Below are 22,784 nucleotides of genomic sequence, written 5' to 3' on the forward strand. Positions count from 1 at the left end.
TCCCCTGGGCCCCGGGGTCTGGGGCGGAGCCCCAGTTGAGGGAAGGGGCGGGGAGGGGCAACAGCGCGCCGCAGGCGTCACGATCCGTCGGGCACACCCTCGGTCCAGGCACCGCCCGGAGGCGCGGGGAGCGTCCGTTCGGGTGCGTGGGCCTCTCATGGAGCGCGCCCAGTGGGTACGTACGTTCCTATGACGGCTGACCCCGGCACACCCACCGCCACCTATCGCCTCCAGCTCCAGCCCGCCTTCCCCTTCGCGGCGGCGGAGCGAGCGGTGCCGTATCTGGCCTCGCTCGGCGTCTCCCATCTGCATCTGTCCCCCGTGCTGGAGGCGGTGCCCGGCTCCACCCACGGCTATGACGTGGTGGACCACTCCACCGTCCGGGCCGAACTGGGCGGCGAGGAGGGGCTGCGCGCACTCGCCCGTACCGCGCGGGCGCACGGCCTCGGGCTGATCGTCGACATCGTCCCGAACCATATGGCCGCCCCCGCCCCCGAGCGGCTCAACGGCCCGCTGTGGGAGGTGCTGCGGGACGGGCCGGAGTCGGCGTACGCGCGGTGGTTCGACATCGACTGGCGGGCCCAGGGCGGCAAGGTGCTGCTGCCGGTGCTCGGCGGCCCGCTCGGTGAGGAGTGGGAGCGGCTGCGCGTCGAGGACGGCGTGCTGCGCTACTACGACCACGCCTTCCCGCTGCGGCCCGGCACCGAGGGGCTGCCGCTCGCCGCGCTGCTGGACGCCCAGTGGTACCGGCTCGGCTGGTGGCGGCTGGCCCGCACCGAGCTCAACTACCGGCGCTTCTTCACCATCTCCGAGCTGATCGCGGTGCGGGTGGAGGACCCGGAGGTCTTCGACGCCACCCATGCCACGCTGCTGGAGCTGATGCGGGACGGGGTCGTGGACGGGCTGCGGATCGACCATCCGGACGGGCTCGCCGATCCGGAGGGCTATCTGCGGCGGCTGGACCGGGCGGTGCGGGCGGCGACGAGTGAGACGAGGGGCAGGGAAGGTGGGGGCGGCCGGTGGACGGTGGTCGAGAAGATCCTCGCCCGGGACGAGCGGCTCACCGAAACCTGGCCGGTCGCCGGGACCACCGGCTATGACGCGCTGCACCACATCGACGGGCTCTTCGTCGACCCGGACGGGCTGGCGAAGCTGACCGCCCGCTATCGCGCCTTCGCCGCTCCCCCGGCCGACCTCGGCGGCGACTGGCCCGCGACGGTCCGCCGCGCCGCCCGCGAGGTGGTCACCCACGAACTGGCCGCCGAGGTGGCACGGCTGACACGCACCGCCGCCCGGATCTGCGCGGCCGACCCCCGGCTGCGCGACCACGCGCCCTGGGCGCTGCGCACCGCGATCCGCGAGCTGCTGGTGCGGCTGCCGGTCTACCGTCCGTACGCCTCGGTGGGCGGTCCGTCCGCGACGGACGCCGACGCGGTGATGCTGCGCTCGGCGGCGGCGGACGCCCGGGAAGCGTTCACGGTGGAGCAGGAGGCCCGGGTCGTACGGGTCGTGCGGGACGCGGCGCTGGGCAGGCTCGGGGACGGCCCGGACCAGTGCGACTTCTGCGCCCGCTTCGCCCAGACGGCGGCCGCGCTGCGCGCCAAGTCGGTGGAGGACACCGCCTTCTACCGCTACACCCCGCTGCTGTCCGCCGCCGAGGTGGGCGGCGATCCGGGGCGGCCGGCCGTGGCACCCGAGGAGTTCCACGCCTTCGCCGCCCGGCGCTCAAGCGACTGGCCCGTCACCGGCACGGTGCTGTCCACGCATGACACCAAGCGCAGCGCGGACTCCCGGGCCCGGCTCGCGGCGCTCACCGAATGCCCGGGCTGGTGGGGCCGGATGGTGGAGGAGCTGACCCGCTCGGCCCCCGCCCCCGATCCGCATCTTGCCTGGACGGCGTGGCAGACCGCGCTCGCGCTGGGCCACGGCGACGCCGCGCGGCTGGTCCCCGCCGTGCTCAAGGGGGTGCGCGAGGCGGGGCTGCGGACGACCTGGACGGAGCAGAACGCGGCGTACGAGGAGGAGGTGACCGCCTTTCTGGAGGCCGGGCCGTGCGCGGCCGACCCGTCGGTGTGGGCCGCGATCGGCGCCGAACTCGACGGACCGGCGCGGGCCAACGCGCTCGGCGCCGCCCTGCTGCAGCTCACCATGCCGGGCGTCCCGGACCTCTATATGGGCACCGAACACCTCTATACGGCCCTGGTCGACCCGGACAACCGCCGGCCGCCCGAGTTCGGCGGCGAGCCGGAGGCGCGGGGGGTCTCCGCCGAGAAGCTGCTGCTGACCCGGGCCGCGCTGCGGCTGCGCCGGGAGCGTCCGGAGTGGTTCGGCCCGGGGAGCGGCTATGCGCCGCTGGCCGCCGAGGGGCCTTCGGCGGCGCACTGCGTGGCCTTCGTACGGGCGGCCGCCGGGAACGAGGGCGAGGGCGGAGGCGGCGGGGCGGTCACCGTGGTCACCCGGCTGTCGCGGCGGCTGGCGGAGGCGGGCGGCTGGGGCGCCACCCGGCTGCCGCTGCCACCGGGCCGCTGGCGGGACCTGCTGACCGGGCGGACGGCCGAGGGGTCCGAAGCGCTGACCGAGCTGCTGTCGGGGCTTCCGGTGGCGCTGCTGGTGCGGAACTGACGGTCCCACCGGAACAGTCCGTCCGGGCCCATCTGAGCGGCCGGTCCAGCCTCTGCCTGACGGGCCGCCAGAAAGCCTGCGGCGTTCACGTCCTGAAGCATTTACAGGTGGCCGGGTGCGCGCTACGTTCACCAAGCAATTGGGAGCGCTCCCACACCGACGGTTCCTGACCCGTTCACGTCGAAGGGAAACACGCGCAATGCCTCGACGATTACTGGCTCTCGCCACGTCCGCACGCCCATCGGGCCCCTCCCGTGCGCGCAGGTCCGTGCTTCTGGTCCTGCTCTCGGTCCTGCCCGCCCTGGGCCTCGTCTTCTTCTCCTCGGGCGGCGCCTCCGCGCACGGTGCGCCGATGGCGCCGGGCAGCCGCACCTACCTCTGCTGGAAGTACAGCCTGTCCTCGACCGGTGAGGTCAAGCCGACCAATCCGGCGTGCAAGGCCGCGTACGACAAGAGCGGTGCGACGCCCTTCTACAACTGGTTCGCGGTGCTCCGCTCGGACGGCGCGGGCCGCACCAAGGGGTTCATCCCGGACGGCAAGCTGTGCAGCGGCGCGGCCACCGTCTATGACTTCTCCGGGTTCGACGTGGGCAGCAAGGACTGGCCGGTGACCCATCTGACGGCCGGCAAGTCGATGCAGTTCTCGTACAACGCCTGGGCCGCGCATCCGGGGTCGTTCCGCAGCTATGTCACCAAGGCCCCGATCGACCCGACCAAGCCGCTCACCTGGAACGACCTGGAGGACCAGCCGTTCAATACGGTGACGAACCCGCCGCTGTCCGGTCAGGTCGGCACGGTCGACGGGAAGTACACCTGGACGGCCAATCTGCCGTCCGGCAAGAGCGGGCGCCACGTCATCTACACCGTGTGGACGCGCTCGGACAGCCAGGAGACCTTCTACAGCTGCTCCGACGTGGTCTTCGACGGCGGCAACGGCGAGGTGACGGTCCCCGGCAGCAGTGGCGGGGGCAGCGACCCCACGGACCCGCCGGGCAACCCGCCGACGGCCTCCTGCTCCGCCGCCCAGAAGGTGACCAGCACCTGGAACGGCGGCTATCAGGCCGAGGTGACGGTCACCAACTCCGGTGCCACGCCCATCTCTTCGTGGATGGTCGACTGGACGGTGCCGTCCGGGCAGCGGATCGACAGCGTCTGGAACGGCAAGCTGTCCGCCACCGGTTCCTCGGCCTCGGTCACCAACGCCGACTGGAACGGTTCACTGGCCGCCGGGGCGTCGACGACCTTCGGCTATACGGCCGGCGGCGGCTCCCCGGACACGGCGGCCGCGCCGATCTGCATGGTGCACTAGTCTGCCTCTCACACCAGTCCACGCAGGTGCTCCGACCCGCTCATGAATCTGTCAGGTGCACCTCATCCCCAGCCGGTCTGCCGCCCCCTTCCCCCTCGCGGGCGGCAGACCGGCCCCCCTCCGGAAAATGGCGTGGACACCGCGACGTCGGTGGCCATAGAGTGCGGGCACGCCCTGAACCGAGGAAGGAGGCGAGAGCAATGGACATCACGACGTATCCGCGCTCCCGCCCCCTGTCCGCCGGGCGTATTCGCGTCTGATCGCCATCGATCAGGCATCCGACCGGGAGCGCATCACTTTCCTGGAAGGAACCCCATGACCGATCTGGTCATCCGTCCTCTCACCGAGGACGACGCCCATCTGTTCCACACCCTGCGGGTCCCCGCGCTCGTCGGCCGGGGCTGCCTCGGCCACACCTACGCCACCGTCGGCCAGGGCGGCGAATACCGCCCCGACTGGACCTGGGTGGCGCTGCGCGAGGAGCGGGTCGTGGCCCGCGCCGCGTGGTGGGGCGGCCCCGAGGACACCGCGCCCATCGCCCTGGACTGGTTCGACTTCGCCGACGGCGAGGCCGACGCCGCCGCCGAACTGCTGCGCACCGCACCGCTGCGCACCGAGTACAGCCTGCTGGCCCCGCCCGGCTGGCGCGATCAGCCCGAGCTGCGGGCCGCCGCCCAGGCCCGGATCGACGCCGCCGTGGCGGGCGGGCTGGCCCCCCTGGTCGAGCGCTACCGCTATGAGTGGACGCCGGAGTGCGGACTGCCCGAGCGCCCGGGGCGGCTGGAGTTCCGGCCGGAGCCCGATGACGCGGCGATCGAGGACGCGCTGCGCCGCATCATGCCGGACACCCTCGACGCGCACGACCGGCGCGCCATCGACCGGGGAGGTGTCGATGCCGCGGTGCGGGAGCTCATGGACATCCTCGCGTGGTTCCCGTCGCCGCGCGAGTGGTGGCGGTTGGCCTATACGCCCGAAGGGGAGCTGGTCGGCATCCAGGTGCCCACGCGCAATCCGGGCGGGCCCTGCGTGGGCTACATAGGCGTTGTCGCCGAGCAGCGCGGCCACGGCTACGCGTACGACCTGCTCGTGGAGTGCACCCACGATCTGGTGGAGCAGGGCGCCACGAAGATCGCGGCGGCGACGGACCAGCCCAACCTCCCCATGGCCGCGCACTTCGCCAGGGCGGGGTATCCGGTCACGCAGGAGCGCATCGACCTCATCTGACCGGTGCCGCCCTGCTGCGCCGCCGGCGCCGCGTCCCGCAGCATGGTCGGGGACCGTCGGTCGAGGTGAGGAGAGGCCAGTGCTGTTCGAGGTGTGGGCGCCGCACGCCGGGCGGGTCGGGCTCCATGTGGACGGGCGGGACCGCCCCATGGAGCCCGACCCGGGCCGCGAGGGGTGGTGGCGGGCCGAGGCCGAGGCCGGGCACGGGACGCGGTACGGCTTCACGCTGGACGACGGCCCGCCGCTCCCCGATCCGCGCTCCCGCCGCCAGCCGGACGGCCCCGAGGGGCTGAGCGCGGTGGTCGACCACTCCCGCTTCCGCTGGGAGCGGGAGTGGTTCGGCCGGCCGCTGCCGGGCGCGGTCCTCTACGAGCTGCACATCGGCACCTTCACCCATGAGGGCACCTTCGAGGCGGCGGCCGAACGGCTGCCGCACCTGGCCGAGTTGGGCGTCACGCATGTGGAGCTGATGCCCGTCTGCCCGTTCCCCGGGACCCATGGCTGGGGGTACGACGGCGTGGCGCCCTGGGCGGTGCACGAGCCGTACGGCGGGCCGGAGGGGCTGGCGCGGTTCGTGGACGCCGCGCACGGACACGGCCTCGGGGTGGTCCTCGACGTGGTCCACAACCATCTGGGGCCCTCCGGCAACCACCTCCCGGCCTTCGGCCCGTACTTCACCGACACCCACCACACCCCCTGGGGCGCGGCGGTCAATCTCGACGCGCCCGGCTCCGACGAGGTGCGCGCGTACTTCACCGGCAGCGCGCTCGCCTGGCTGCGCGACTTCCGCCTCGACGGGCTGCGGCTGGACGCGGTGCACGCGCTGCGCGACAACCGGGCCCGGCACTTCCTGACCGAGCTGTCGGCCGCCGTGGACGCGCTGGCCGCCCGCACCGGCCGCCCGCTGTTCCTGATCGGCGAATCGGATCTCAACGATCCGCGCACCACCACCCCGCGCGAGGCGGGCGGCCACGGGCTGCACGCGCAGTGGAACGACGACTTCCATCACGCCCTGCACACCTTTCTCACCGGTGAGCGCCAGGGCTACTACGCCGACTTCGCGGCCGAGGGGCCCGGGGCCCTGGTCAAGACGCTGATGGGCGGCTTCTTCCACGACGGCACCCATTCGACGTTCCGGGGCCGCCGCCACGGCACACCGCTGACCCCGCACACCACCCCCGCGCACCGGCTGCTCGGCTACGCCCAGACGCATGACCAGGTCGGCAACCGGGCGGTCGGCGACCGGCTCGCCGCCCGGCTCTCCCCCGGGCTGCTGGCCTGCGCGGCGGCCGTGGTGCTGTGCGCGCCCTTCACCCCCATGCTCTTCATGGGCGAGGAGTGGGGCGCCCGCACGCCCTGGCAGTACTTCACCGACCACCAGGATCCGGAGCTCGCCGAGGCGGTGCGGTCCGGCCGCCGCCGGGAGTTCGCCGCCCACGGCTGGGCGGAGGGGGACATCCCCGACCCCCAGGATCCGGCCACCCGGCTGCGGTCCTGCCTCGACTGGCGGGAGGCGGAGCGGGAGCCGCACCGGGCGCTGCTCGACTGGTACCGCCGGCTGATCGCGCTGCGCCGCGCCGAACCGGCCCTGACCGACCCCACCTGGGCCTATACGGGTCTGTCCACCGGTTCGGACGGCTGCTTCAGCTTTCAGCGCGGCCCGCTGCGGGTCCTGCTCAACCCGGGCGACCGGCCGGTCGAGACCTGGCTGGGGCCCCGGACCGGCGAGGTCACCGAGGTGGTCGCCGCCTGGCGGCGGATCGAGCTCCCGGGCCCGGACGGCATGCTGAGACTGCCGCCCGAGACCGCCGCCGTGCTGCGGCTGGGGCCGAGACCCTGAGGCTCGGGCCTCTTCGGGGCCCCGAGGCTCCGCCTTCCCCGAAGGAGGCCCCGAGGCTCAGCCTTCCTCGGAGACCCTGAGACTCAGCCCTCCTCGGAGACCCTGCGGCTGCTCAGCCCTCCTCGGGCGTCAGCCGCAGCGAGATGGAGTTGATGCAGTAGCGCTGGTCGGTCGGGGTGGGGTAGCCCTCGCCGGAGAAGACATGGCCGAGGTGGGAGCCGCAGCGGGTGCAGCGCACCTCGGTGCGGGCCATGCCGTGCGAGCGGTCCTCCAGCAGTTCGACGGCCGAGCTGTCCGCCGGGTCGTAGAACGACGGCCAGCCGCAGTGGCTCTCGAACTTCGTCTCCGAGCGGAAGAGCTCCGCCCCGCACGCCCGGCAGGAGTAGACGCCGACCGTCTTGGTATCGGTGTACTCACCGGTGAAGGCACGCTCGGTGCCGGCTTCCCGCAGGACGTGGTACTCCTGCGGGGTCAGCTCGGCGCGCCACTGCTCCTCCGGCTTGTCGATGTCGTACGCCATGGGGACGGACCTCCTCAGTTCTCCGGGCTCTGCAGACGGGCGAGAATCTCCGGACCGAGATCGGTCACATCGCCCGCGCCCATGGTGAGAACAAGGTCACCGGGCTTGGCCATTCCGGCGATCAGCTCGGGCACCGCGTTCCGGTCGTGTTCGGCGGTCACATCCGCCCCGTGGCGGGCCGCGGCGTCGATCACCAGGGCGCTGGTGATGCCGGGGACCGGGTCCTCGCGGGCGGGGTAGATGTCCAGGACCACGGAGGCGTCGGCGAGCGCGAGCGCCTCGCCCATCTCGGTGCCCAGCTCCTGGGTGCGGCTGAACAGATGCGGCTGGAAGACCACCAGCACCCGGCCCTCCCCGGCGCCGCCGCGGATCGCCTCGAGGTCCGCGGCGATCTCGGTGGGGTGGTGGGCGTAGGAGTCGATCACCTGCACCCCGGCCTCGATGCCCTTGAGCTGCAGCCGCCGCTTGACGCCCGTGTACGAGGCGAGGGCGGGGGCCAGCTCGTGGGCCGGGACACCGAGGGCGGCGCCCGCGGTGAGGGCGGCGACGGCGTTGAGCGCGTAGTGGCGGCCGGGGACGGAGACGGTGAAGGTGATTTCCGCGCCGCCCAGCGATTCCGCGAGCCGGACGGTGACCTCGCTGGTCAGCCCGTGCGGCTCGATGGCCAGGACCCGTACGTCGGCGCCCTCGTCCTCGCCGTAGGTGAGCACCCGCGGCCCCTCGCCCCCGCTGACCCGGGCGGTCAGCTCACGGGCGCCGGACTGGTCGGCGGAGATCACCAGCGCGCCGCCGGGCCGGATCCGGCCGACGAAGGTCTCGAACGATGCGTAGATCTCGTCCATCGAGGCGTAGTTGGCGTGGTGGTCGAGTTCCACATTGAGGATGATCGCCACCTCGGGCGCGTACTTGTGGAAGCTGCGGTCGCTCTCGTCGGCCTCGGCGACGAAGATCTCGCCGTCGCCGTGGCGGGCGCTGGAGCCGGGGGCGTCCAGATCGCCGCCGATGACGTACGACGGGTCCAGGCCCAGGGTGCGCAGCGAGACGGCCAGCATCGAGGTCGTCGTCGTCTTGCCGTGGGTGCCCGCGACCGCGATCGGCCGGGAGCCGTCCATCAGCGCGGCGAGCGCGTCGGAGCGGTGCACCACCGGGATGCCGCGCTCGCGCGCCGTGACCAGTTCGAGGTTGTCGGCGCGGATGGCGCTGGAGACGACGACGCTGGTGGTGTCGGCGGCGATGTTCCCGGCGGCATGGCCGATGTGCACCGTCGCGCCGAGGTCGCGCAGCGCCCCGACGATCGGCGAGTCCTTGGTGTCGCTGCCCGAGACCCGTGCGCCGCGCATGGCGAGGACCTTCGCCACGCCCGACATCCCGGCGCCGCCGATGCCGATGAAGTGCGGTCGATCCAGCGCGTCGGAGGCGGTGCCGGCCGGTGCCATGTACGGGTCTCCCCTGGTTCTCGGTGAGTGCTGTCGGCCCGATTCTCGCACCCCCGGCGGCCCGCCCCGCCGATGGCCGCGGGGACCCGCGCCGCGGCCCGGCCACCGGCCGTGGTCCGGTCTCAGCCGCCGGCCGTGGTCTGGTCCTCGTCCACCGCGTGCGAGAAGAGCTTCAGCACCGGGACCCCCACCTTGTGGCGCGCCCGCGAGGCCCAGTCCCGGTGGAAGAGCTCCTCCACGAAGTGCGGGGCGGTGAGCACGATCACCTCATCGGCCTGGGTCTCCTCCACGACACCGCGCAGCACCTCCAGCGGACGGCGCTGGACGACATGGCCCCGGGCCTGGCTCCCGGCCCCCTGGAGCGCGGCCACCGAGTGGGTCAGCGCCTGCTCGGCGGGCTCCAGCGCCTCCCTGCCCTCCGGCTCGTCCCCCTCCTGGGTGGCCTGCTCCAGCTCGCCGAGGGCGATGTCGTCGATCGCGCGCAGCAGCCGGTCCTTGCTGCCCCGGGGCTGCATCAGGACGACGAAGGAGACCGGGTCGTCGCCGTGCAAGGTGGTGACGAATTCCACGTCGGCGGGGGTCAGGGGCTTCTCAATCATCAATACGCTCGTGAACACGGCGGATGCCCTTCTCCTTCGCGATCCTTTTCGCGGGTTTACGGACGTTTTTATAAGTTATTGGTAAATCCGACGGTAGCGGGTGAAAAGAAACCCGGCTTCCTCCAGGACGGAATCGAGAGTGAACTGTTCCGGTTCCCCCAGTTCGACCCCGTCCATGATCCGTTTCGCGTCGCCCGCGGTGACCAGGGGGGCCACCGCCAGACACAGTTCGTCCAGCACCCCGGCCGCCGCGAACTGCGCCAGCAGTGTGGGGCCGCCCTCGGTGAGCAGCCGGGTGTGGCCGAACTCGGCGAGCGCGGTCACGACCGCCGCCGCGTCGACCCGCCCGGACGGCCCCGCCGCGGCGAAGACCACCTCGGCCCCCGCCGCGCGGGCGCGCTCGATCCGCTCCGCCGCGGCCGCCGCGCCCGTGATCACGATCGTCGGGACCAGCGGCTCGGTGAACAGCGGCGTCGAGAAGTCCAGGTCCAGGCTCGCACTCACCACGGCGATCGCGGGCGCGGGCGCCTGGCCGAGCGCGGCCCGCCGCTCGGCGAACGCCTCACGGGCGCGCGCCGGGCGGTAGCCCTCGAGCCGTACGGTCTCCGCGCCCACCACCACGGCGTCGGCGAGCCCGCGCAGCACCCCGAAGATCCGCATATCGGCGTCGGAGGACAGCGGCTTGGACCGGCCGTCGTGATGGGCCGCCCCGTCCAGCGAGGACACCATGTTGGCCCGCAGGAAGGCGCCCGAGGGGCCGTGCGGCGGCTCCGGATACGCGTAGGCGTCGGCCAGTTCGTCGAGGCCCCATTCACGGTCTTCGGCTGCGCGGTCTCCGGTGGACGTTTCGGAAGGGCTGTCGGCAGACGTTCGGACAGGCACGGGGAACAGGCGTCGCATAGGCCGCAGTGTGACATGCCTCCCTCTCGGACAGTGCTCGGGTGAAGAGCGACTACCCTGGATATCCGTGTCTGCACCAACCACCGCATCCGGCTCGGCAGGCCGCATAGCCGCCGAAGCCCCCGTCGCTCTCACCGCCCGTGCGCCGCAGGTTCCCGCGGAACGCCTGGTCGCCGAGATGGTGCCGCCTCCCCGCTTCGCCACCGTGAGCTTCGACAACTACATCACCGACCCCGGCCAGCCCAGCCAGGCCGAGGCGGTCGAGGCGCTGCGCGGCTTCGCCGCACAGCTCGACGGCGGGGCGGGCGCGAAGGGCGGGCGCCGCAGGCACTGGTTCCGCCGGGAGGCCAAGCCCGCGGCAAGCGGCGGCCCGCGCGGGATGTACCTCGACGGCGGCTACGGCGTCGGCAAGACCCATCTGCTGGCCTCCCTGTGGCACGCCACTCCGGCCGCCCCCGAGCTGAAGGCGTTCGGCACCTTCGTGGAGCTGACCAACCTGGTCGGCGCGCTCGGCTTCCAGCAGACCGTGAAGACCCTGAGCGGCCATCGGCTGCTGTGCATAGACGAGTTCGAGCTGGACGACCCGGGCGACACCGTGCTGGTCTCCACGCTGCTGGGCAAGCTGGTCGAGGCGGGCGTGGCGCTCGCCGCGACGTCCAACACGCTGCCCGGCAAGCTGGGCGAGGGCCGGTTCGCCGCGGCCGACTTCCTGCGCGAGATCCAGGGGCTGTCCGCCCACTTCCGTACGCTGCGCATCGACGGCGAGGACTACCGCCACCGCGGTCTGCCCGCGGCCCCGGCCCCGCACTCCGACGAGACGGTCACCCGGGCCGCGCGCCACATACCCGGCGCCTCCCTGGACGACTTCCCCGCCCTGCTGGACCATCTGTCCCGGGTGCATCCGAGTCGCTACGGCGCGATGTGCGACGGCGTCCAGGCCGTCTGCCTGACCGGGGTCGGCCCGATACCCGACCAGTCGACCGCGCTGCGGCTGGTGGTGCTGGCCGACCGGCTCTACGACCGCGAGGTGCCGGTGCTGGCCTCCGGGGTGCCGTTCGACCAGCTCTTCAGCGAGGAGATGCTGAACGGGGGCTACCGGAAGAAGTACTTCCGGGCGATATCCCGGCTCACGGCCCTGGCCCGGGACGCGAAGGGGCTGGCCGACGTCGCGTCGTCGGGACGTTGAGCGCGGGTGGGGCGGATCGGGGCGGATGGGTGCGTCGGATGGACGCGGCGCATGGATGCGGCGCATGGCTGACCGCCCCGGGAACGCATCGCTGAGCGGATAGTTGCCATACATCGCTGACCGGACCCGCGGCGCATCGCTGACCGGACCCGCGCACCGCTGATCGGATGGTTCACCCTGCCCCCGCACCCGTGATACACACGTGCGGTCATCTTCTCTGTCCGCCAGCAGGGAGTTACCGCATGTCAGCGACACGACGTCAGCTTCTCGGCCGCACCGGTGCGCTGGGGGCCTCCATCGCCTCGATCGCCTTCACCGGCAGCGTCTCCGAACTCTTCGCGGGGACGGCCGCGGCCGCCGAACCGGACCCCCAGCCACTCGGCCGGGGCGGCTACGGCCCCCTCGTCCCCGACCCCGATGGACTGCTCGACCTGCCCGAGGGATTCCGCTACCGGGTGCTCTCGCGCGAGGGCGACGAGCTCCGCTCCGGCGAGGGCAAGGTCCCCAGCCACTGCGACGGCATGGCCGCCTTCCCGGGCCGCAGCGGCGGCCGCCACGGCCGTACGCATCTCGTCCGCAACCATGAGAACCGTAATGACGCCGCGATCCGCGTCCCCGCGGTCAGCGGCCTCACCTACGACCCGATGGGCCTGGGCGGCTGCACCGCTCTGGAGCTCGACTCCGGCAACCGCGTGCTGTCCGAGCGGGTGGCCATCGCGGGCACCGCGGTCAACTGCGCGGGCGGCCCCACGCCCTGGCACACCTGGCTGACCTGCGAGGAGACCGAGGACCTGGCCGGTACCAACGGCTACACCAAGGACCACGGCTTCATCTTCGAGGTCGACCCGTACGATCCGCGCCGCACCGGCGCCGTACCGCTCACCGCCATGGGCCGCTTCCAGCACGAGGCCATCGCGGTCGATCCGCGCAACGGCGTCGTCTACGAGACCGAGGACGCCTTCGAGAAGCCCTTCGGGCTCTTCTACCGCTTCCGGCCGAAGAAGCCGCTCGGCGGCATCGGCTCGCTACGGGCGGGCGGGGAACTGCAGGCGCTGCGGGTGCCGGGGGTACGCGATCTGTCCACCATCCAGGAGCCCGGTACCGCCTTCGACCACGTCGAGTGGGTGGACGTCCCCGACCCGCTCGCCCGCCAAACCCCCATCCGCTTCCAGGACTTCGGCCCCGGCGGCATCACCCACGCCCAGAAGCTGGAGGGGTGCTACTGGGGCGGCTCGTCGGTCTACTTCGTCTCCAGCTTTGCCAAGAGCGCGGACGGCTCGGCGGCCGATCACTTCGGCCAGATCTGGCGCTACGACCCCGACCGGCGGCGCCTCACGCTGGTGATCGTCTTCGGGCCCGAGACGGATGTCCAACTGCCCGGTGAGTCCCCCGACAACATCACGCTCGCGCCCAGCGGCGGCCTGATGGTCTGCGAGGACGGCAACGGCGCCCAGCACGTCTTCGGGCTGACCCGGCGCGGCGAGGTCTATCCGATGGCCCGGGGCGCACAGAACATCGGCACTCCGGAGGAGCCCGAGTGGGGTGAGTTCGCGGGCGTCACCTTCGCGCCGGACCGCCGCACGATGTACGTGAACTGCTACACCCCGGGCACGACGTTCGCCGTGACGGGGCCCTGGCGCCACTAGCGCCGTTGCGGGCTTTTCCCCGCCCCGCCCCTTCCCGATACCAGGGGCGCCGCCCCTGGACCCCGGGACTCGGGGCCCGGGGCCCGGGGCCCGGGGCCCTGAACCTGGGGCCCGGGGCTCGGCGCCTGGACCCCGGGACTCGGGGCTCGGGGCCTGGGGCAGAGCCCTGCCACGCGGCGGAACCGCGCATCTATGCCGCGCGAAGGGACGCGGAGGCAAAGCAGCCCGCCGCCTGCCCGTGCCCATTGCCACGGGCGCCGCCCCTGGACGCCAGGGTCTGCGGCAGCGCCCGGCCACGCGGCCGGGCCGCACATCGATGCCGCGCGAACGGACGCGGGGCAAGCAGCCCGCGCCCCACTGCCAGGGGCGCCGCCCCTGGCACCCCGGGGCCGGGGGCAGGGGCGGGGTGGGGAGCATCCTGCCGCCGGCGGCAGGATCCGCCGGACATCTCCTAGCCGGAGCAGGCGGTGCGCTGGGCCTCCTGCCACTCGCAGACGGGGCACAGCGTCGCTCCGGGGCGCGAGGCGGGGTGCTCGGTGGGCTCGCCGCACAGCACGCAGTCCGCGTACGGCGGGCCGTCGGGGAGGTCCTTACGGTCGTCATCGACCCGTCGGTCGCCCATGACACGTCGATCGTTCGCGGCCCGGCGGTCATCCACGACCCGTCGGTCGTCCATGGCTCCTCGCTCGTCCATGACCCGAACCCTACGACCGGCGGGAGCTGAGCGCGCAGGCCAGCGCGGTGGCCCCGGCGGCGGCCGCGACGGTCAGGGCCAAGGGCAGCAGGGGCATCGTCACGGTGCCGCTGAGCGAGCCGTCAACCAGCCCCGACACGGCGGCGTTCGCGGGCGAGGCACCGGCCACCGAGACCAGCAGCGCGGCGAGCATGGTGACCGGGATCGCCCAGCCGGGGCGGCGCAGCAGCGGCCGGTTGCACAGCGCGCCGACGGCCGTGCCGAGCAGGGCACACGCGACCGCGGCGAGCAGCCCGGCGACGGTCGCCTCCGGCACGGGGACCTCGTGCTGGTGGTCCGCGCTGTGCGGATCGCTGACCGCCGCGACGAACAGCGTCCCGGGGATGCCGAGCAGCAGCGCCGCACCCAGCGCGGTCAGCACGGCGGCGAGATGCACCCGGGCCGGTCCGACCGCCGCCGCGGCGCAGTCGCGCGCCGCGGCGGGCTCCTGGGTGACGCACACCCGCACCAGCCAGGCGGCGACGGGCAGCAACGCGGCGGCGGCGTAGCCGAGCGAGTCGAGGATCGGCTGCCCGGACTGCACCCCGATCCCCAGGAACGCGCCGTAGAGCAGCAGCGGCGGCAGCCAGCGGTGCGAACGGGCCAGCAGGGCCGCCTGATAGCGCAGCAGCGCGGTCATGCCTTCTCCTTCGGCGCCTCGGCGGACCCGCGAAACGCTTCGGTGGCCTCCTGGGGCGCTTTGTTGGGTTCCTGCTGCGCTTCGGTGGGCTCGTGGGTGTCGCCGACCGTGGTCACCGTGCGGATGTGCCACGGCGGGGCAGCGGTCAGGAGGGTGTGGAGCAGGGCGTCGGAGTGGGTGGCGCCGACCGTCAGCCGTACGACCCGGCCCGCCGGATCGGCGGGCGCGCTCCCGGCCCCGAGCGCGGCGGGGCCGTACTCGCACACCGCCCCGCCCGGGAGTCCGGTCGGCAGCTCGGCCCCGGGCGCTCCCTCGGCCTCCACCCGGACCCATGCGTCGGCCGGGACCATGGACCGCCGCTCCGGCCGCGTCCCGGCAGGGGACGGCCGTTCACCGGTCGAAGCCGGCGGGCCGGGCACGGCCGGGGCGGGCGCGGGCCCGCTCTGGGGCGCGGGGTCCCGGCGGGGCGGAACCGCTGTCCCCGGGGCCTCGCGGGTGTCCGGCTCCACCGGGACCAGCCGGGTCTCGGCGACCCGCAGGGTCCGGTCCGGGGCCCCGGCGAGGCGGCGTGGGTCGTGGTCGACGAAGACGACCGCGCCGCCGTCGGCCACGCGCTCGGCGACCGCCGCGTCCAGCACCCCGCGCGCGGCCTGGTCGAGGCCGGTCCACGCCTCGTCCAGGACCAGCAGCCCGGGGGCGGCCAGCAGCGCCTGCGCCACGGCGATCTTCTGGCTGGTGCCCTTGGACAGCTCGGCGAGCGGGGTGCCGGCGTATCCGTCCGCCCCGAACCGCTCCAGCCACTCCCCCGCCCCGCGCGCCGCCGCTTTGCGGGACAACCCGTGGATCCGGCCCAGGTGGGTGAGGTAGCCGAGGGCGGAGAACGGCAGCTCGGCCGGGAACCGCTCGGGGACGTAGGCGGTGGCCGGGCGGCCGGTGATCCGGCCCGCGCTGGGGGCGTCGATCCCGGCGAGCAGCCGCAGCAGCGTGGACTTGCCGCTGCCGTTGCGCCCCTCGACCCGGGTCAGCGAACCCGGCGGCACCTCGAGATCGACACCGCGCAGCACCCAGGGCCCGCCCAGCCCGTAGCGGCGGCCGACTCCTCGCAGTCTCATGCTGGTTGAGCATAGGCGCGGCGGCCGGGCCCGGCGGCCGCCGCCGCGTTCCTGGCACACTGGGCGCGTGACCAGCACCGACGCCAGCGCCGAAGTCAACAGCGAGACCGACACCGAGAACAGCCCCCGGGCAACCGCTCCCCACGGCACCGGATCCGGCGCCAGCAGCAGCCCCTTCCGGCACTCCGAGATCGACCGGGACGCCGCGCCGCAGTTCGTCCTGCCCCTGGTGGTCCGGATCGAGAAGGCCGCGCCCCCGGCGCGCACGGACGCCCTGGAGACGGCGGCGCGCGCGGTGCTGGTGCTGCTGTCGGACGAGCGGGCGACGGCCGCGGACGGCGAGTGGGCCCAGGCCGTACGGGACTGGCAGGACGCCCGGATCCGCAAGGTCGTCCGGCGGGCGCGCGGCGCGGAGTGGCGGCGCGCGGCCGGGCTGCCGGGCATCACGGTCACGGGCCGGGCGCCCGCCGCGACCGCCGCGACCGCCGCGACCGCTGCCGAGGACGGGCCGCCGCCGGCCGCCGAGGTGCGGGTGTTCCCGCCGGTGCCGCTGGACGGCTGGCCCAAGGAGCTGGCCAAGCTCCAGGTCTCCGGCACCGACCTGGACGACCCCGAGCCGCCGCCCGCCCCCGACCTCACCGGTCCGGTGCTGTGGCTGAGCCCCCAGGTGGAGATGTCCGCGGGCAAGGCGATGGCCCAGGCCGGGCATGGCGCCCAGCTCGCCTGGTGGGAGCTGGACGACGCGGCACGGGCGGCCTGGCGCGCGGCCGGGTTCCCGCTGGCGGTGCGTACGGCGTCGGCCGAGCGGTGGGACGAGCTCACCACGAGCGGGCTGCCGGTGGTGCGTGACGCGGGGTTCACCGAGATCGCGCCAGGCTCCTGCACGGTGGTGGCGGACCACCCGGCACTGCGGCGGCCGTAAGGCCGTCCGCGGAGCCGCTGCCCCCTCGGCTACCCGGGGCCACCATTTGCGCCGCCCCGGTCACCATGGGCCACCACGGTCACCGACGGTGTGCGGTGGACGTGATGACAGGATGAGGGGATGGTGACGAATCAGCCGTGGGCGGGGCTCCACTGTGATCTCCTGGCGGCGCGGACGTCGGTGTATGACCCGGTCGGTTTTGCCTGCTCACGGCCGGTGGCCGAGCCGGAGGGTGCCGAGTACGCGGCTCACGGGTTCACGCTCGACGGGCGCTCGGTCAGGTTCCGTGTGGCCAAGACCACCCCGACGAAGGTGGGCCAGTTCGTCACCGTCTGGCAGCGGTCCGCCCAGGGGCCGATCCGGCCCTTCGACGCCGACGACGGGGTTGACCTCGTCGTCATCAGCAGCCGCGACAGCGGCCACTTCGGGCAGTTCGTGTTCCCGGGCGAGGTGCTGTGCGAGCGCGGGATCATGTCCCGGAACGGCTCCGCCGGGAAGCGAGGGTTCCGCGTCTACCCGCCGTGGGTGACCACGGCCAATCGCCAGGCGCGCAGCACCCAGGCGTGGCAGGTGAACTACTTCCTGCACCTCGGCGAGGTGCTCGAGGACGGGCCCGAGGACGGGCCCGTCGACCTGGCGCGCGCCCGCGCCCTCTACCGCGCGTAGATCCGGAACCACCGGCGCCGCGGCGGGCGGCCACAAGGCCGCCCGCCGCGCCGGGGCTCATTCCACGCCGGGGCTCAATCCACGCCGGGGCTCAATCCACGCCGGGGCTCAATCCGCGCCGGGGACGCCTTCCGCGCCTGGGACGCCTTCCGCTCCCAGCTGCTACCGCTTGCGGCGGCGGATCGCGCGGGTGACGACCGGCGGGAGCACGTCGACGGCGAGCCGCCGGACCGCGGTGGGGCGGCGCGCCGCGGCGGCGGACGCCGGTGCGGTGGACGCCGGTGCCGTGGGCGCGGAGCGCGGCTCGGGGGCGGGGTCGCGCGGGTCATCGGCGTAACGGGAGGTGGGCGGGGTCGGGTTCGTGGGCTTCCCCGAGAACCGCAGCACCCTACGGCCCGCGATCTCCTGCACGCTGGTGTGCATCCCCTTGCGCCACTCCTCGTCCGCGAGCAGCTCGTCCTGGATCGGCTCCGGGTCGCCCCAGGTGCCGTAGAGCTTCTGCGTGGTCAGGCAGATGGGCCGCAGGCCGCGGGTGAACACCGCCTCCCAGGTCGCGGCGGCCACCCCGGGGGTGTGCTCGGAGCGGAAGTCGTCGAGGACGACGAGACCGCCGGGCACCAGCGTGTTGTGCGCGGTGCCGATGTCGCCCGCCACATGCTCGTACAGGTGCGAGGCGTCCACGTGGATGAAGCGGCAGGTGTCCGCGCCGACGTGGTCGGGCACGACGGAGGTCGGGCCCTGGATGACGTACGGGAGCTCGTCCCAGAAGGCCAGGTAGTTCTGCTCGAATGCGGTGCGGGTCAACGTGGAGTACGACTTGCGTGCCTCCGCCGCGTTCTTCTCGTCCGGCGCATCCGCGTCGAAGAGGTCACAGACCGTGAACCGCTCGTTCGCCCGCAGATACGCGGCGGTGAAGATGGCGCTCTTGCCCATGTAGGCGCCCATCTCCATCAGGTCCCCGTGCTGCCCGAGGCGCTCCTGGCGGGTCAGGAAGCGGTCGAACAGTACTTGGTCAAGGCTGGGGAACCAGCCCTTGACGTCATTGAGGCTGCGGGGACGCTGGGCCGCGGGGGCGGTGGTGACCGTCATGTGGCTCTCTGTTCGTCGATGGCGGCGGTCCGGAGAGACGTGTCCGGTAATCGTGTCCGGGAGCCCCTGGGGGAAGGACCCTCGGGGATGGGGTCCCGGGGGACGCGAGTGGGCGCCACGGTCGCAGTGAAAGGCAACGCGGGGCCGTCTCCCTTGTGACCATTCTGTGACCACGCCTCCTCCGGAAGGTCTTACGGAGCGGTGACGGAACGGCGCGGGGGCGGGCCCCGGCGTCCGCTCGGGCCTAGCGTCGTCCCCATGCGTGTACTGGTCACCGGAGGTGCGGGCTTCATCGGCTCGCATATCGTCACCGCCCTAATCGATCACGGCCATGAGCCGGTCGTCCTCGATGCCCTGCTCCCGGCCGCTCATCCGACGCCGCCCACGGTGGACGGGGAGTGGATCCACGCCGATGTGCGGGACCGGGAGGCGGTGGTCGCCGCGCTGCGCGGCGTGGACGCCGTATGCCACCAGGCGGCGATGGTCGGTCTCGGCAAGGACTTCGCGGACGCCCCGGCCTATGTGGGCTGCAACGACCTGGGCACCGCGGTGCTGCTGGCGGCGATGGCCGAGCGCGGGGTGCGCGAACTGGTGCTGGCCGGGTCGATGGTCGTCTACGGGGAGGGGCGCTACGACTGCCCCCGCCACGGCCGGGTCCGTCCCGGTCCGCGCGCCGAGGCGGATCTGGCGGCGGGCCGCTTCGACCCCCGCTGCCCCGAGTGCGGCACATCGCTGCGGCCCGGCAAGGTGGAGGAGGACGCGCCGGTCGATCCACGCAATGTGTACGCGACGACGAAGCTGGCCCAGGAACACCTGGCGGCGGCCTGGGCCCGGTCGGTGGGCGGCCGCGCGGTGTCGCTGCGCTACCACAACGTGTACGGGCCGGGGATGCCGCGCGACACCCCTTACGCGGGGGTGGCCTCCTTCTTCCGCTCCGCCCTGGCGCGCGGCGAGGCGCCCACGGTCTTCGAGGACGGCGGCCAGCGCCGGGACTTCGTCCATGTCCGGGACGTGGCCGCGGCCAATGTCGCCGCCCTGGAGGCGGCGCCGGAGGTGGTGGCCCCGTCCACGCTGACCGCGTACAACACCGGCAGCGACGACCCCCATACGGTGGGCGAGATGGCCGGGGCCCTGGCCACGGCGTTCGGCGGCCCGGCGCCCGTGGTGACGGGCGGGTACCGGCTGGGCGACGTACGGCACATCACCGCCTCGTCGCGGCGGATCCGCGAGGCCCTGGGATGGCGCGCGGCGATCTCCTTCACGGAGGGCATGACCGCGTTCGCCCGCGCCCCCCAGCGCGCGGGGGTCTGAGGCGGGGAGCTGAGGCGGGGGGGGCTGAGGCGGGGGTCCGAGGCTGAGGGGGTCCGAGGCCGAGGGTTCCGAGGCTGTGCGGGGTTGGCCAGGGTGTGCGGGGCCGGGCCTGGGGTGACGGCGGCCCGTGGGCAGGAGCCACCCACCTGTGCGACGGCGGTCCAAGCGGTCTTACGGGCCGAGTCGCTCAGGTGACGGCGGCCTCAGCGGCCGCGTCGCTCACGTGGCGGCGGCGGGAAGGCGCACCTCGAAGCGGCAGCCGCCGTCGACGTTGCGGACCGCCGCCTGGCCGTCGTGGGCCTCGACGATGCCGCGGACGATGGCGAGGCCCAGACCGGCGCCCGCCGGGGGTGTGCGGGCGTTGGTGCCGCGCCAGCCGGTGTCGAAGACGCGCGGAAGGTCCTCCTCCGGGATCCCGCCGCAGCCGTCGGTGACCGACAGCACGACCGTGTCCGCCTCCCGCTCGGCGGTCACCGCGACCGTGCCGTCCGCCGGGGTGCGGCGGACGGCGTTGACGAGGAGGTTTCCGAGCACACGGGTCATCTCCTTGCCGTCGACCTCCACCGGAACGGGGTCCACACGGTCGCCGATCAGCTGGACGCCCAGCTCGCGGGCGAGCGGATCGACCCCGGCGAGCGCGTCGCCGATCAGGTCGTAGACGGAGATCCGGGTGGGGCTGAGGGAGAGCGCACCGGCGTGGATGCGGGAGAGCTCGAAGAGATCGCCGACCATCGTGTTCAGCCGCTCCACCTCGGTGCGGATCCGGCGGAGATAGCGGTCCGGGTCCGGGGCCACCCCGTCCTCCAGTGCCTCGGACATCGCGCGCAGCCCCGCCAGCGGGGTGCGCAGATCGTGGGATATCCAGGCGACCAGCTCCCGGCGGGAGGACTCCAGGGCGCGCTCACGCTCGCGCGAGGCGGCCAGCTTGGCGCTGGTGGCGGCCAGTTCACGGCCGAGCGCGGCGAGCTCGGCGGTGGCCTGGCCATCGGGGGCGGCGAAGCTCCCGCCGTCCCCGAAGGAGCGGGCGGCGAGGGCCAGTGCGTTGCTGCGCGCCACCACCCAGCGGCCCAGCAGCAGCGCGGTGGCCAGGGACACCACGGCGGCCATGGCGCAGACGGTGGTGACCACCGTCAGGTCGTGCGGGGACAGGAACATCGCCCAGGCGACGGCCAGCGTCCCGGTGAGCATCGCCGTGACCGCGACCGCGGCGACGACAGTGAGGGACACCGCGACCGAACGGCCGCGCACCAGCCGCAGCGCCAGCGCACCCAGCAGACCGGCCGCCGCCGCGCCGAGGAAGGCGAACGCCGCCATGAGGAGCACATCACGCATCGGAACCCGCCCCCCGCCCGACGCCGTCCCGTCCTTCGGACCGCCGCGCCTCGCCCCGTCCGCCGTCGTCGCGTAGCCCCTCGCCCCGTCGCTCGTCGTCCGGTGGCCCCTCGTCCCGGGGGCCGCCGTCGGCCTCGGGCGGGGCGTCGAAGCGGTAGCCGATGCCCCAGACGGTCTGGATGAGCCGGGGCGCGGCGGCGTCGTCCTCGACCTTTCCGCGCAGCCGCCGCACATGGACGGTGACGGTGGACAGATCCCCGAAGTCCCAGCCCCACACCTCGCGCATCAGCTCCTCGCGGGTGAAGGCCACCCCCGGGTGGCGCAGCAGAAAGGACAGCAGGTCGAACTCGCGCACCGTCAGTGCGAGTTCCCGGCCGTGCCGGGTGGCGCGCCGGGCCAGGGGATCGAGGGTGATCCCGGCGCGGTGCGCCACACCGCCCGGGGCGGGGGCGGACGAGCCGGGGGCCTGCGGGCCGGGCCGGCCGCGGCGCAGCACCGACTCCACGCGCAGCACCAGCTCCCGTGGGCTGAACGGCTTGGTGACGTAGTCGTCCGCGCCGATCTCCAGGCCGAGGATCCGGTCCTCCTCGTCGCCGCGCGCGGTGAGCATGATGACCGGCACCGGGCCCTTGTCGCGGAGCGCGCGGCACACCTCCAGCCCGTCCATACCGGGCAGCATCAGGTCGAGGACGACCAGGTCCGGCCAGCGGGCGGCGGCGCGGGCGAGCGCCCCGGGGCCGTCGGCGGCCTGGTCCACGGCGAATCCGGCCCGGCCGAGGTACCCGGCGACGACCTCGGCCACGGTCGGATCGTCGTCCACGACGAGCACGCGGGTGGGAGACGGGGTCTGCTGCATGCCCCACAGCGTGACACCAGGTCCGGCGCCCGGGTGCGGCAGGGAGGCCGCGGACCGGGCGACGTCCGTGTTTCGTAAGAACCTGAAGCCCGAAATGTCGCTTTCTCCTTCGTAGTGTGGTGCGGGTGACAAACTCGACCACCCCCTGTGCGGACGTCGTTCTGCCCTGTCTGGACGAAGCCGCCGCCCTGCCCTGGGTGCTGGCCCGCATCCCGGCCGGCTGGCGCGCCATCGTCGTCGACAACGGCTCCACGGACGGCTCGGCCACGATCGCCCGCGCCCACGGCGCCACCGTCGTGCACGAACCGCGCCGCGGCTTCGGCGCCGCCTGCCACGCCGGGCTCCTCGCCGCCGAGGCCGACATCGTCTGCTTCTGCGACTGCGACGCCTCGCTCGATCCCGGCCTGCTGACCGCCTTCGTGCGGACCGTCGCGGAAGGCGGCGCCGATCTCGTACTGGGCCGGCGACGTCCCCAGGAGCGGGGGGCCTGGCCGATGCACGCCCGGCTCGGCAATATCGCGCTGACCCGCATGCTGCGGCGGCGCACCGGCCTCACGCTGGGCGACCTCGGCCCGCTGCGGGCCGCGCGGCGCGAACCGCTGCTCGACCTCGGCCTCACCGACCGCCGCAGCGGCTACCCGCTGCAGATGGTCGTGCGGGCCGCGGACGCGGGATGGCGGATCGAGGAGCGCGAGGTGCCGTACCGGCCGCGCACCGGGAAGTCGAAGGTCACCGGCACCTGGCGGGGCACCTGGCACGCGGTGCGCGATATGCGCGCCGTGCTGCGCCAGCCGCCGGTGGCCCACGACCTGGCCGCCTCCTCGAGGGCCGCGCGGTGAGC

At 73.8% G+C, this 22,784-nt stretch carries 20 protein-coding genes; 10 read left to right on the forward strand and 10 right to left on the reverse strand.

What is annotated here, in order from left to right; translation table 11 throughout:
* Positions 1 to 189 precede the first annotated feature (189 nt).
* The 4 genes from treY to treZ all read left to right on the forward strand — a co-directional run bounded on the left by treY (position 190) and on the right by treZ (position 6,995).
* Entirely contained in the window at positions 190 to 2,622 is a 2,433-nt protein-coding gene (gene treY / locus J8403_RS11955) for a malto-oligosyltrehalose synthase (RefSeq protein ID WP_211123179.1), read from the forward strand.
* Positions 2,623 to 2,821: 199 nt separating this feature from the next.
* A complete protein-coding gene (locus tag J8403_RS11960; RefSeq protein ID WP_211123180.1) occupies positions 2,822 to 3,931 on the forward strand; it encodes a lytic polysaccharide monooxygenase in 1,110 nt (369 codons plus the stop codon).
* A 315-nt stretch (positions 3,932 to 4,246) separates the two neighbouring features.
* Entirely contained in the window at positions 4,247 to 5,155 is a 909-nt protein-coding gene (locus J8403_RS11965; RefSeq protein ID WP_211123181.1) for a GNAT family N-acetyltransferase, read from the forward strand.
* A gap of 79 nt (positions 5,156 to 5,234) precedes the next feature.
* A complete protein-coding gene (gene treZ / locus J8403_RS11970; RefSeq protein ID WP_211123182.1) occupies positions 5,235 to 6,995 on the forward strand; it encodes a malto-oligosyltrehalose trehalohydrolase in 1,761 nt (586 codons plus the stop codon).
* Positions 6,996 to 7,107: 112 nt separating this feature from the next.
* Here treZ and msrB read toward each other — a convergent pair whose 3' ends face one another.
* The 4 genes from msrB to J8403_RS11990 form a co-directional block, all read right to left on the reverse strand.
* Positions 7,108 to 7,515 (reverse strand): peptide-methionine (R)-S-oxide reductase MsrB, encoded by a 408-nt coding sequence (msrB, locus tag J8403_RS11975; RefSeq protein ID WP_059141743.1) that lies wholly within the window; start codon positions 7,513 to 7,515, stop codon positions 7,108 to 7,110.
* A 14-nt stretch (positions 7,516 to 7,529) separates the two neighbouring features.
* Positions 7,530 to 8,951, reverse strand: a complete 1,422-nt coding sequence (murC, locus tag J8403_RS11980; protein WP_211123183.1) for a UDP-N-acetylmuramate--L-alanine ligase — start codon at positions 8,949 to 8,951, stop codon at positions 7,530 to 7,532.
* Positions 8,952 to 9,073: 122 nt separating this feature from the next.
* Positions 9,074 to 9,550, reverse strand: coding sequence for an indole-3-glycerol phosphate synthase (locus tag J8403_RS11985; RefSeq protein WP_211123184.1), 477 nt, complete (start codon positions 9,548 to 9,550; stop codon positions 9,074 to 9,076).
* Between the two features lie 75 nt (positions 9,551 to 9,625).
* On the reverse strand, positions 9,626 to 10,450 hold the full coding sequence (locus J8403_RS11990; RefSeq protein WP_211123185.1) for a pyrimidine reductase family protein: 825 nt from the start codon (positions 10,448 to 10,450) through the stop codon (positions 9,626 to 9,628).
* A gap of 67 nt (positions 10,451 to 10,517) precedes the next feature.
* On the opposite strand from J8403_RS11990, the gene zapE reads away from it, so the two are divergent.
* On the forward strand, positions 10,518 to 11,636 hold the full coding sequence (zapE, locus tag J8403_RS11995) for a cell division protein ZapE (RefSeq protein WP_425519778.1): 1,119 nt from the start codon (positions 10,518 to 10,520) through the stop codon (positions 11,634 to 11,636).
* A gap of 242 nt (positions 11,637 to 11,878) precedes the next feature.
* On the forward strand, positions 11,879 to 13,282 hold the full coding sequence (locus J8403_RS12000) for a PhoX family protein (protein WP_211123186.1): 1,404 nt from the start codon (positions 11,879 to 11,881) through the stop codon (positions 13,280 to 13,282).
* A gap of 451 nt (positions 13,283 to 13,733) precedes the next feature.
* Here J8403_RS12000 and J8403_RS12005 read toward each other — a convergent pair whose 3' ends face one another.
* Genes J8403_RS12005 through J8403_RS44570 form a run of 3 tightly spaced genes read right to left on the reverse strand, consistent with a single transcriptional unit; the run spans position 13,734 to position 15,767 of the window.
* Positions 13,734 to 13,976 (reverse strand): hypothetical protein, encoded by a 243-nt coding sequence (locus J8403_RS12005; RefSeq protein ID WP_211128721.1) that lies wholly within the window; start codon positions 13,974 to 13,976, stop codon positions 13,734 to 13,736.
* A 10-nt stretch (positions 13,977 to 13,986) separates the two neighbouring features.
* Positions 13,987 to 14,655 carry an ABC transporter gene (locus J8403_RS12010; RefSeq protein WP_211123187.1) on the reverse strand — a complete coding sequence of 223 codons (669 nt, stop codon included), beginning with the start codon at positions 14,653 to 14,655 and terminating at the stop codon, positions 13,987 to 13,989.
* Positions 14,652 to 15,767: an ABC transporter ATP-binding protein gene (locus J8403_RS44570; RefSeq protein WP_211123188.1), complete on the reverse strand. Its 1,116-nt coding sequence runs from the start codon at positions 15,765 to 15,767 to the stop codon at positions 14,652 to 14,654. Before J8403_RS44570 ends, J8403_RS12010 begins: the two co-directional genes overlap by 4 nt.
* 67 nt (positions 15,768 to 15,834) lie before the next feature.
* Here J8403_RS44570 and J8403_RS12020 point away from each other — a divergent pair, with 67 nt between their 5' ends.
* Both J8403_RS12020 and J8403_RS12025 read left to right on the forward strand, forming a co-directional pair.
* Positions 15,835 to 16,689, forward strand: a complete 855-nt coding sequence (locus J8403_RS12020; protein WP_425519779.1) for a peptidyl-tRNA hydrolase — start codon at positions 15,835 to 15,837, stop codon at positions 16,687 to 16,689.
* 120 nt (positions 16,690 to 16,809) lie between these two features.
* A complete protein-coding gene (locus tag J8403_RS12025; protein WP_211123189.1) occupies positions 16,810 to 17,355 on the forward strand; it encodes a MepB family protein in 546 nt (181 codons plus the stop codon).
* 162 nt (positions 17,356 to 17,517) lie between these two features.
* Here J8403_RS12025 and J8403_RS12030 read toward each other — a convergent pair whose 3' ends face one another.
* Positions 17,518 to 18,444 (reverse strand): class I SAM-dependent methyltransferase, encoded by a 927-nt coding sequence (locus tag J8403_RS12030; RefSeq protein WP_211123190.1) that lies wholly within the window; start codon positions 18,442 to 18,444, stop codon positions 17,518 to 17,520.
* Positions 18,445 to 18,702: 258 nt separating this feature from the next.
* Here J8403_RS12030 and J8403_RS12035 point away from each other — a divergent pair, with 258 nt between their 5' ends.
* On the forward strand, positions 18,703 to 19,755 hold the full coding sequence (locus J8403_RS12035) for an NAD-dependent epimerase/dehydratase family protein (protein ID WP_211123191.1): 1,053 nt from the start codon (positions 18,703 to 18,705) through the stop codon (positions 19,753 to 19,755).
* A gap of 219 nt (positions 19,756 to 19,974) precedes the next feature.
* Here the strand turns inward: J8403_RS12035 and J8403_RS12040 are convergent, their stop codons facing one another.
* Both J8403_RS12040 and J8403_RS12045 read right to left on the reverse strand, forming a co-directional pair.
* Positions 19,975 to 21,087, reverse strand: coding sequence for a sensor histidine kinase (locus J8403_RS12040; protein ID WP_093465363.1), 1,113 nt, complete (start codon positions 21,085 to 21,087; stop codon positions 19,975 to 19,977).
* Entirely contained in the window at positions 21,080 to 21,943 is an 864-nt protein-coding gene (locus J8403_RS12045; RefSeq protein WP_211123192.1) for a response regulator transcription factor, read from the reverse strand. The genes J8403_RS12040 and J8403_RS12045 overlap by 8 nt, the downstream gene beginning before the upstream one ends.
* A 116-nt stretch (positions 21,944 to 22,059) precedes the next feature.
* Between J8403_RS12045 and J8403_RS12050 the strand changes: the two genes are divergently transcribed.
* Complete coding sequence (locus J8403_RS12050) at positions 22,060 to 22,782, forward strand: glycosyltransferase family 2 protein (RefSeq protein ID WP_211123193.1); 723 nt, start codon at positions 22,060 to 22,062, stop codon at positions 22,780 to 22,782.
* The last annotated feature ends 2 nt before the right edge of the window (positions 22,783 to 22,784 follow it).

It is taken from the genome of Streptomyces yatensis (genome assembly GCF_018069625.1).
Lineage (GTDB): Bacteria > Actinomycetota > Actinomycetes > Streptomycetales > Streptomycetaceae > Streptomyces > Streptomyces yatensis.

What these genes read in the sequence shown, in the direction of transcription:
- J8403_RS12010 (WP_211123187.1), bottom strand. Translation starts at nt 14,655, where the DNA reads ATGACCGCGCTGCTGCGCTATCAGGCGGCCCTGCTGGCCCGTTCGCAC.
- J8403_RS12005 (WP_211128721.1), bottom strand. Translation starts at nt 13,976, where the DNA reads ATGGACGAGCGAGGAGCCATGGACGACCGACGGGTCGTGGATGACCGC.
- J8403_RS12025 (WP_211123189.1), top strand. Translation starts at nt 16,810, where the DNA reads ATGGTGACGAATCAGCCGTGGGCGGGGCTCCACTGTGATCTCCTGGCG.
- J8403_RS12030 (WP_211123190.1), bottom strand. Translation starts at nt 18,444, where the DNA reads ATGACGGTCACCACCGCCCCCGCGGCCCAGCGTCCCCGCAGCCTCAAT.
- msrB (WP_059141743.1), bottom strand. Translation starts at nt 7,515, where the DNA reads ATGGCGTACGACATCGACAAGCCGGAGGAGCAGTGGCGCGCCGAGCTG.
- J8403_RS12045 (WP_211123192.1), bottom strand. Translation starts at nt 21,943, where the DNA reads ATGCAGCAGACCCCGTCTCCCACCCGCGTGCTCGTCGTGGACGACGAT.
- J8403_RS11985 (WP_211123184.1), bottom strand. Translation starts at nt 9,550, where the DNA reads ATGATTGAGAAGCCCCTGACCCCCGCCGACGTGGAATTCGTCACCACC.
- J8403_RS11965 (WP_211123181.1), top strand. Translation starts at nt 4,247, where the DNA reads ATGACCGATCTGGTCATCCGTCCTCTCACCGAGGACGACGCCCATCTG.
- murC (WP_211123183.1), bottom strand. Translation starts at nt 8,951, where the DNA reads ATGGCACCGGCCGGCACCGCCTCCGACGCGCTGGATCGACCGCACTTC.
- J8403_RS12040 (WP_093465363.1), bottom strand. Translation starts at nt 21,087, where the DNA reads ATGCGTGATGTGCTCCTCATGGCGGCGTTCGCCTTCCTCGGCGCGGCG.
- J8403_RS11960 (WP_211123180.1), top strand. Translation starts at nt 2,822, where the DNA reads ATGCCTCGACGATTACTGGCTCTCGCCACGTCCGCACGCCCATCGGGC.
- treY (WP_211123179.1), top strand. Translation starts at nt 190, where the DNA reads ATGACGGCTGACCCCGGCACACCCACCGCCACCTATCGCCTCCAGCTC.
- J8403_RS11990 (WP_211123185.1), bottom strand. Translation starts at nt 10,450, where the DNA reads ATGCGACGCCTGTTCCCCGTGCCTGTCCGAACGTCTGCCGACAGCCCT.
- J8403_RS12035 (WP_211123191.1), top strand. Translation starts at nt 18,703, where the DNA reads ATGCGTGTACTGGTCACCGGAGGTGCGGGCTTCATCGGCTCGCATATC.
- J8403_RS44570 (WP_211123188.1), bottom strand. Translation starts at nt 15,767, where the DNA reads ATGAGACTGCGAGGAGTCGGCCGCCGCTACGGGCTGGGCGGGCCCTGG.
- J8403_RS12000 (WP_211123186.1), top strand. Translation starts at nt 11,879, where the DNA reads ATGTCAGCGACACGACGTCAGCTTCTCGGCCGCACCGGTGCGCTGGGG.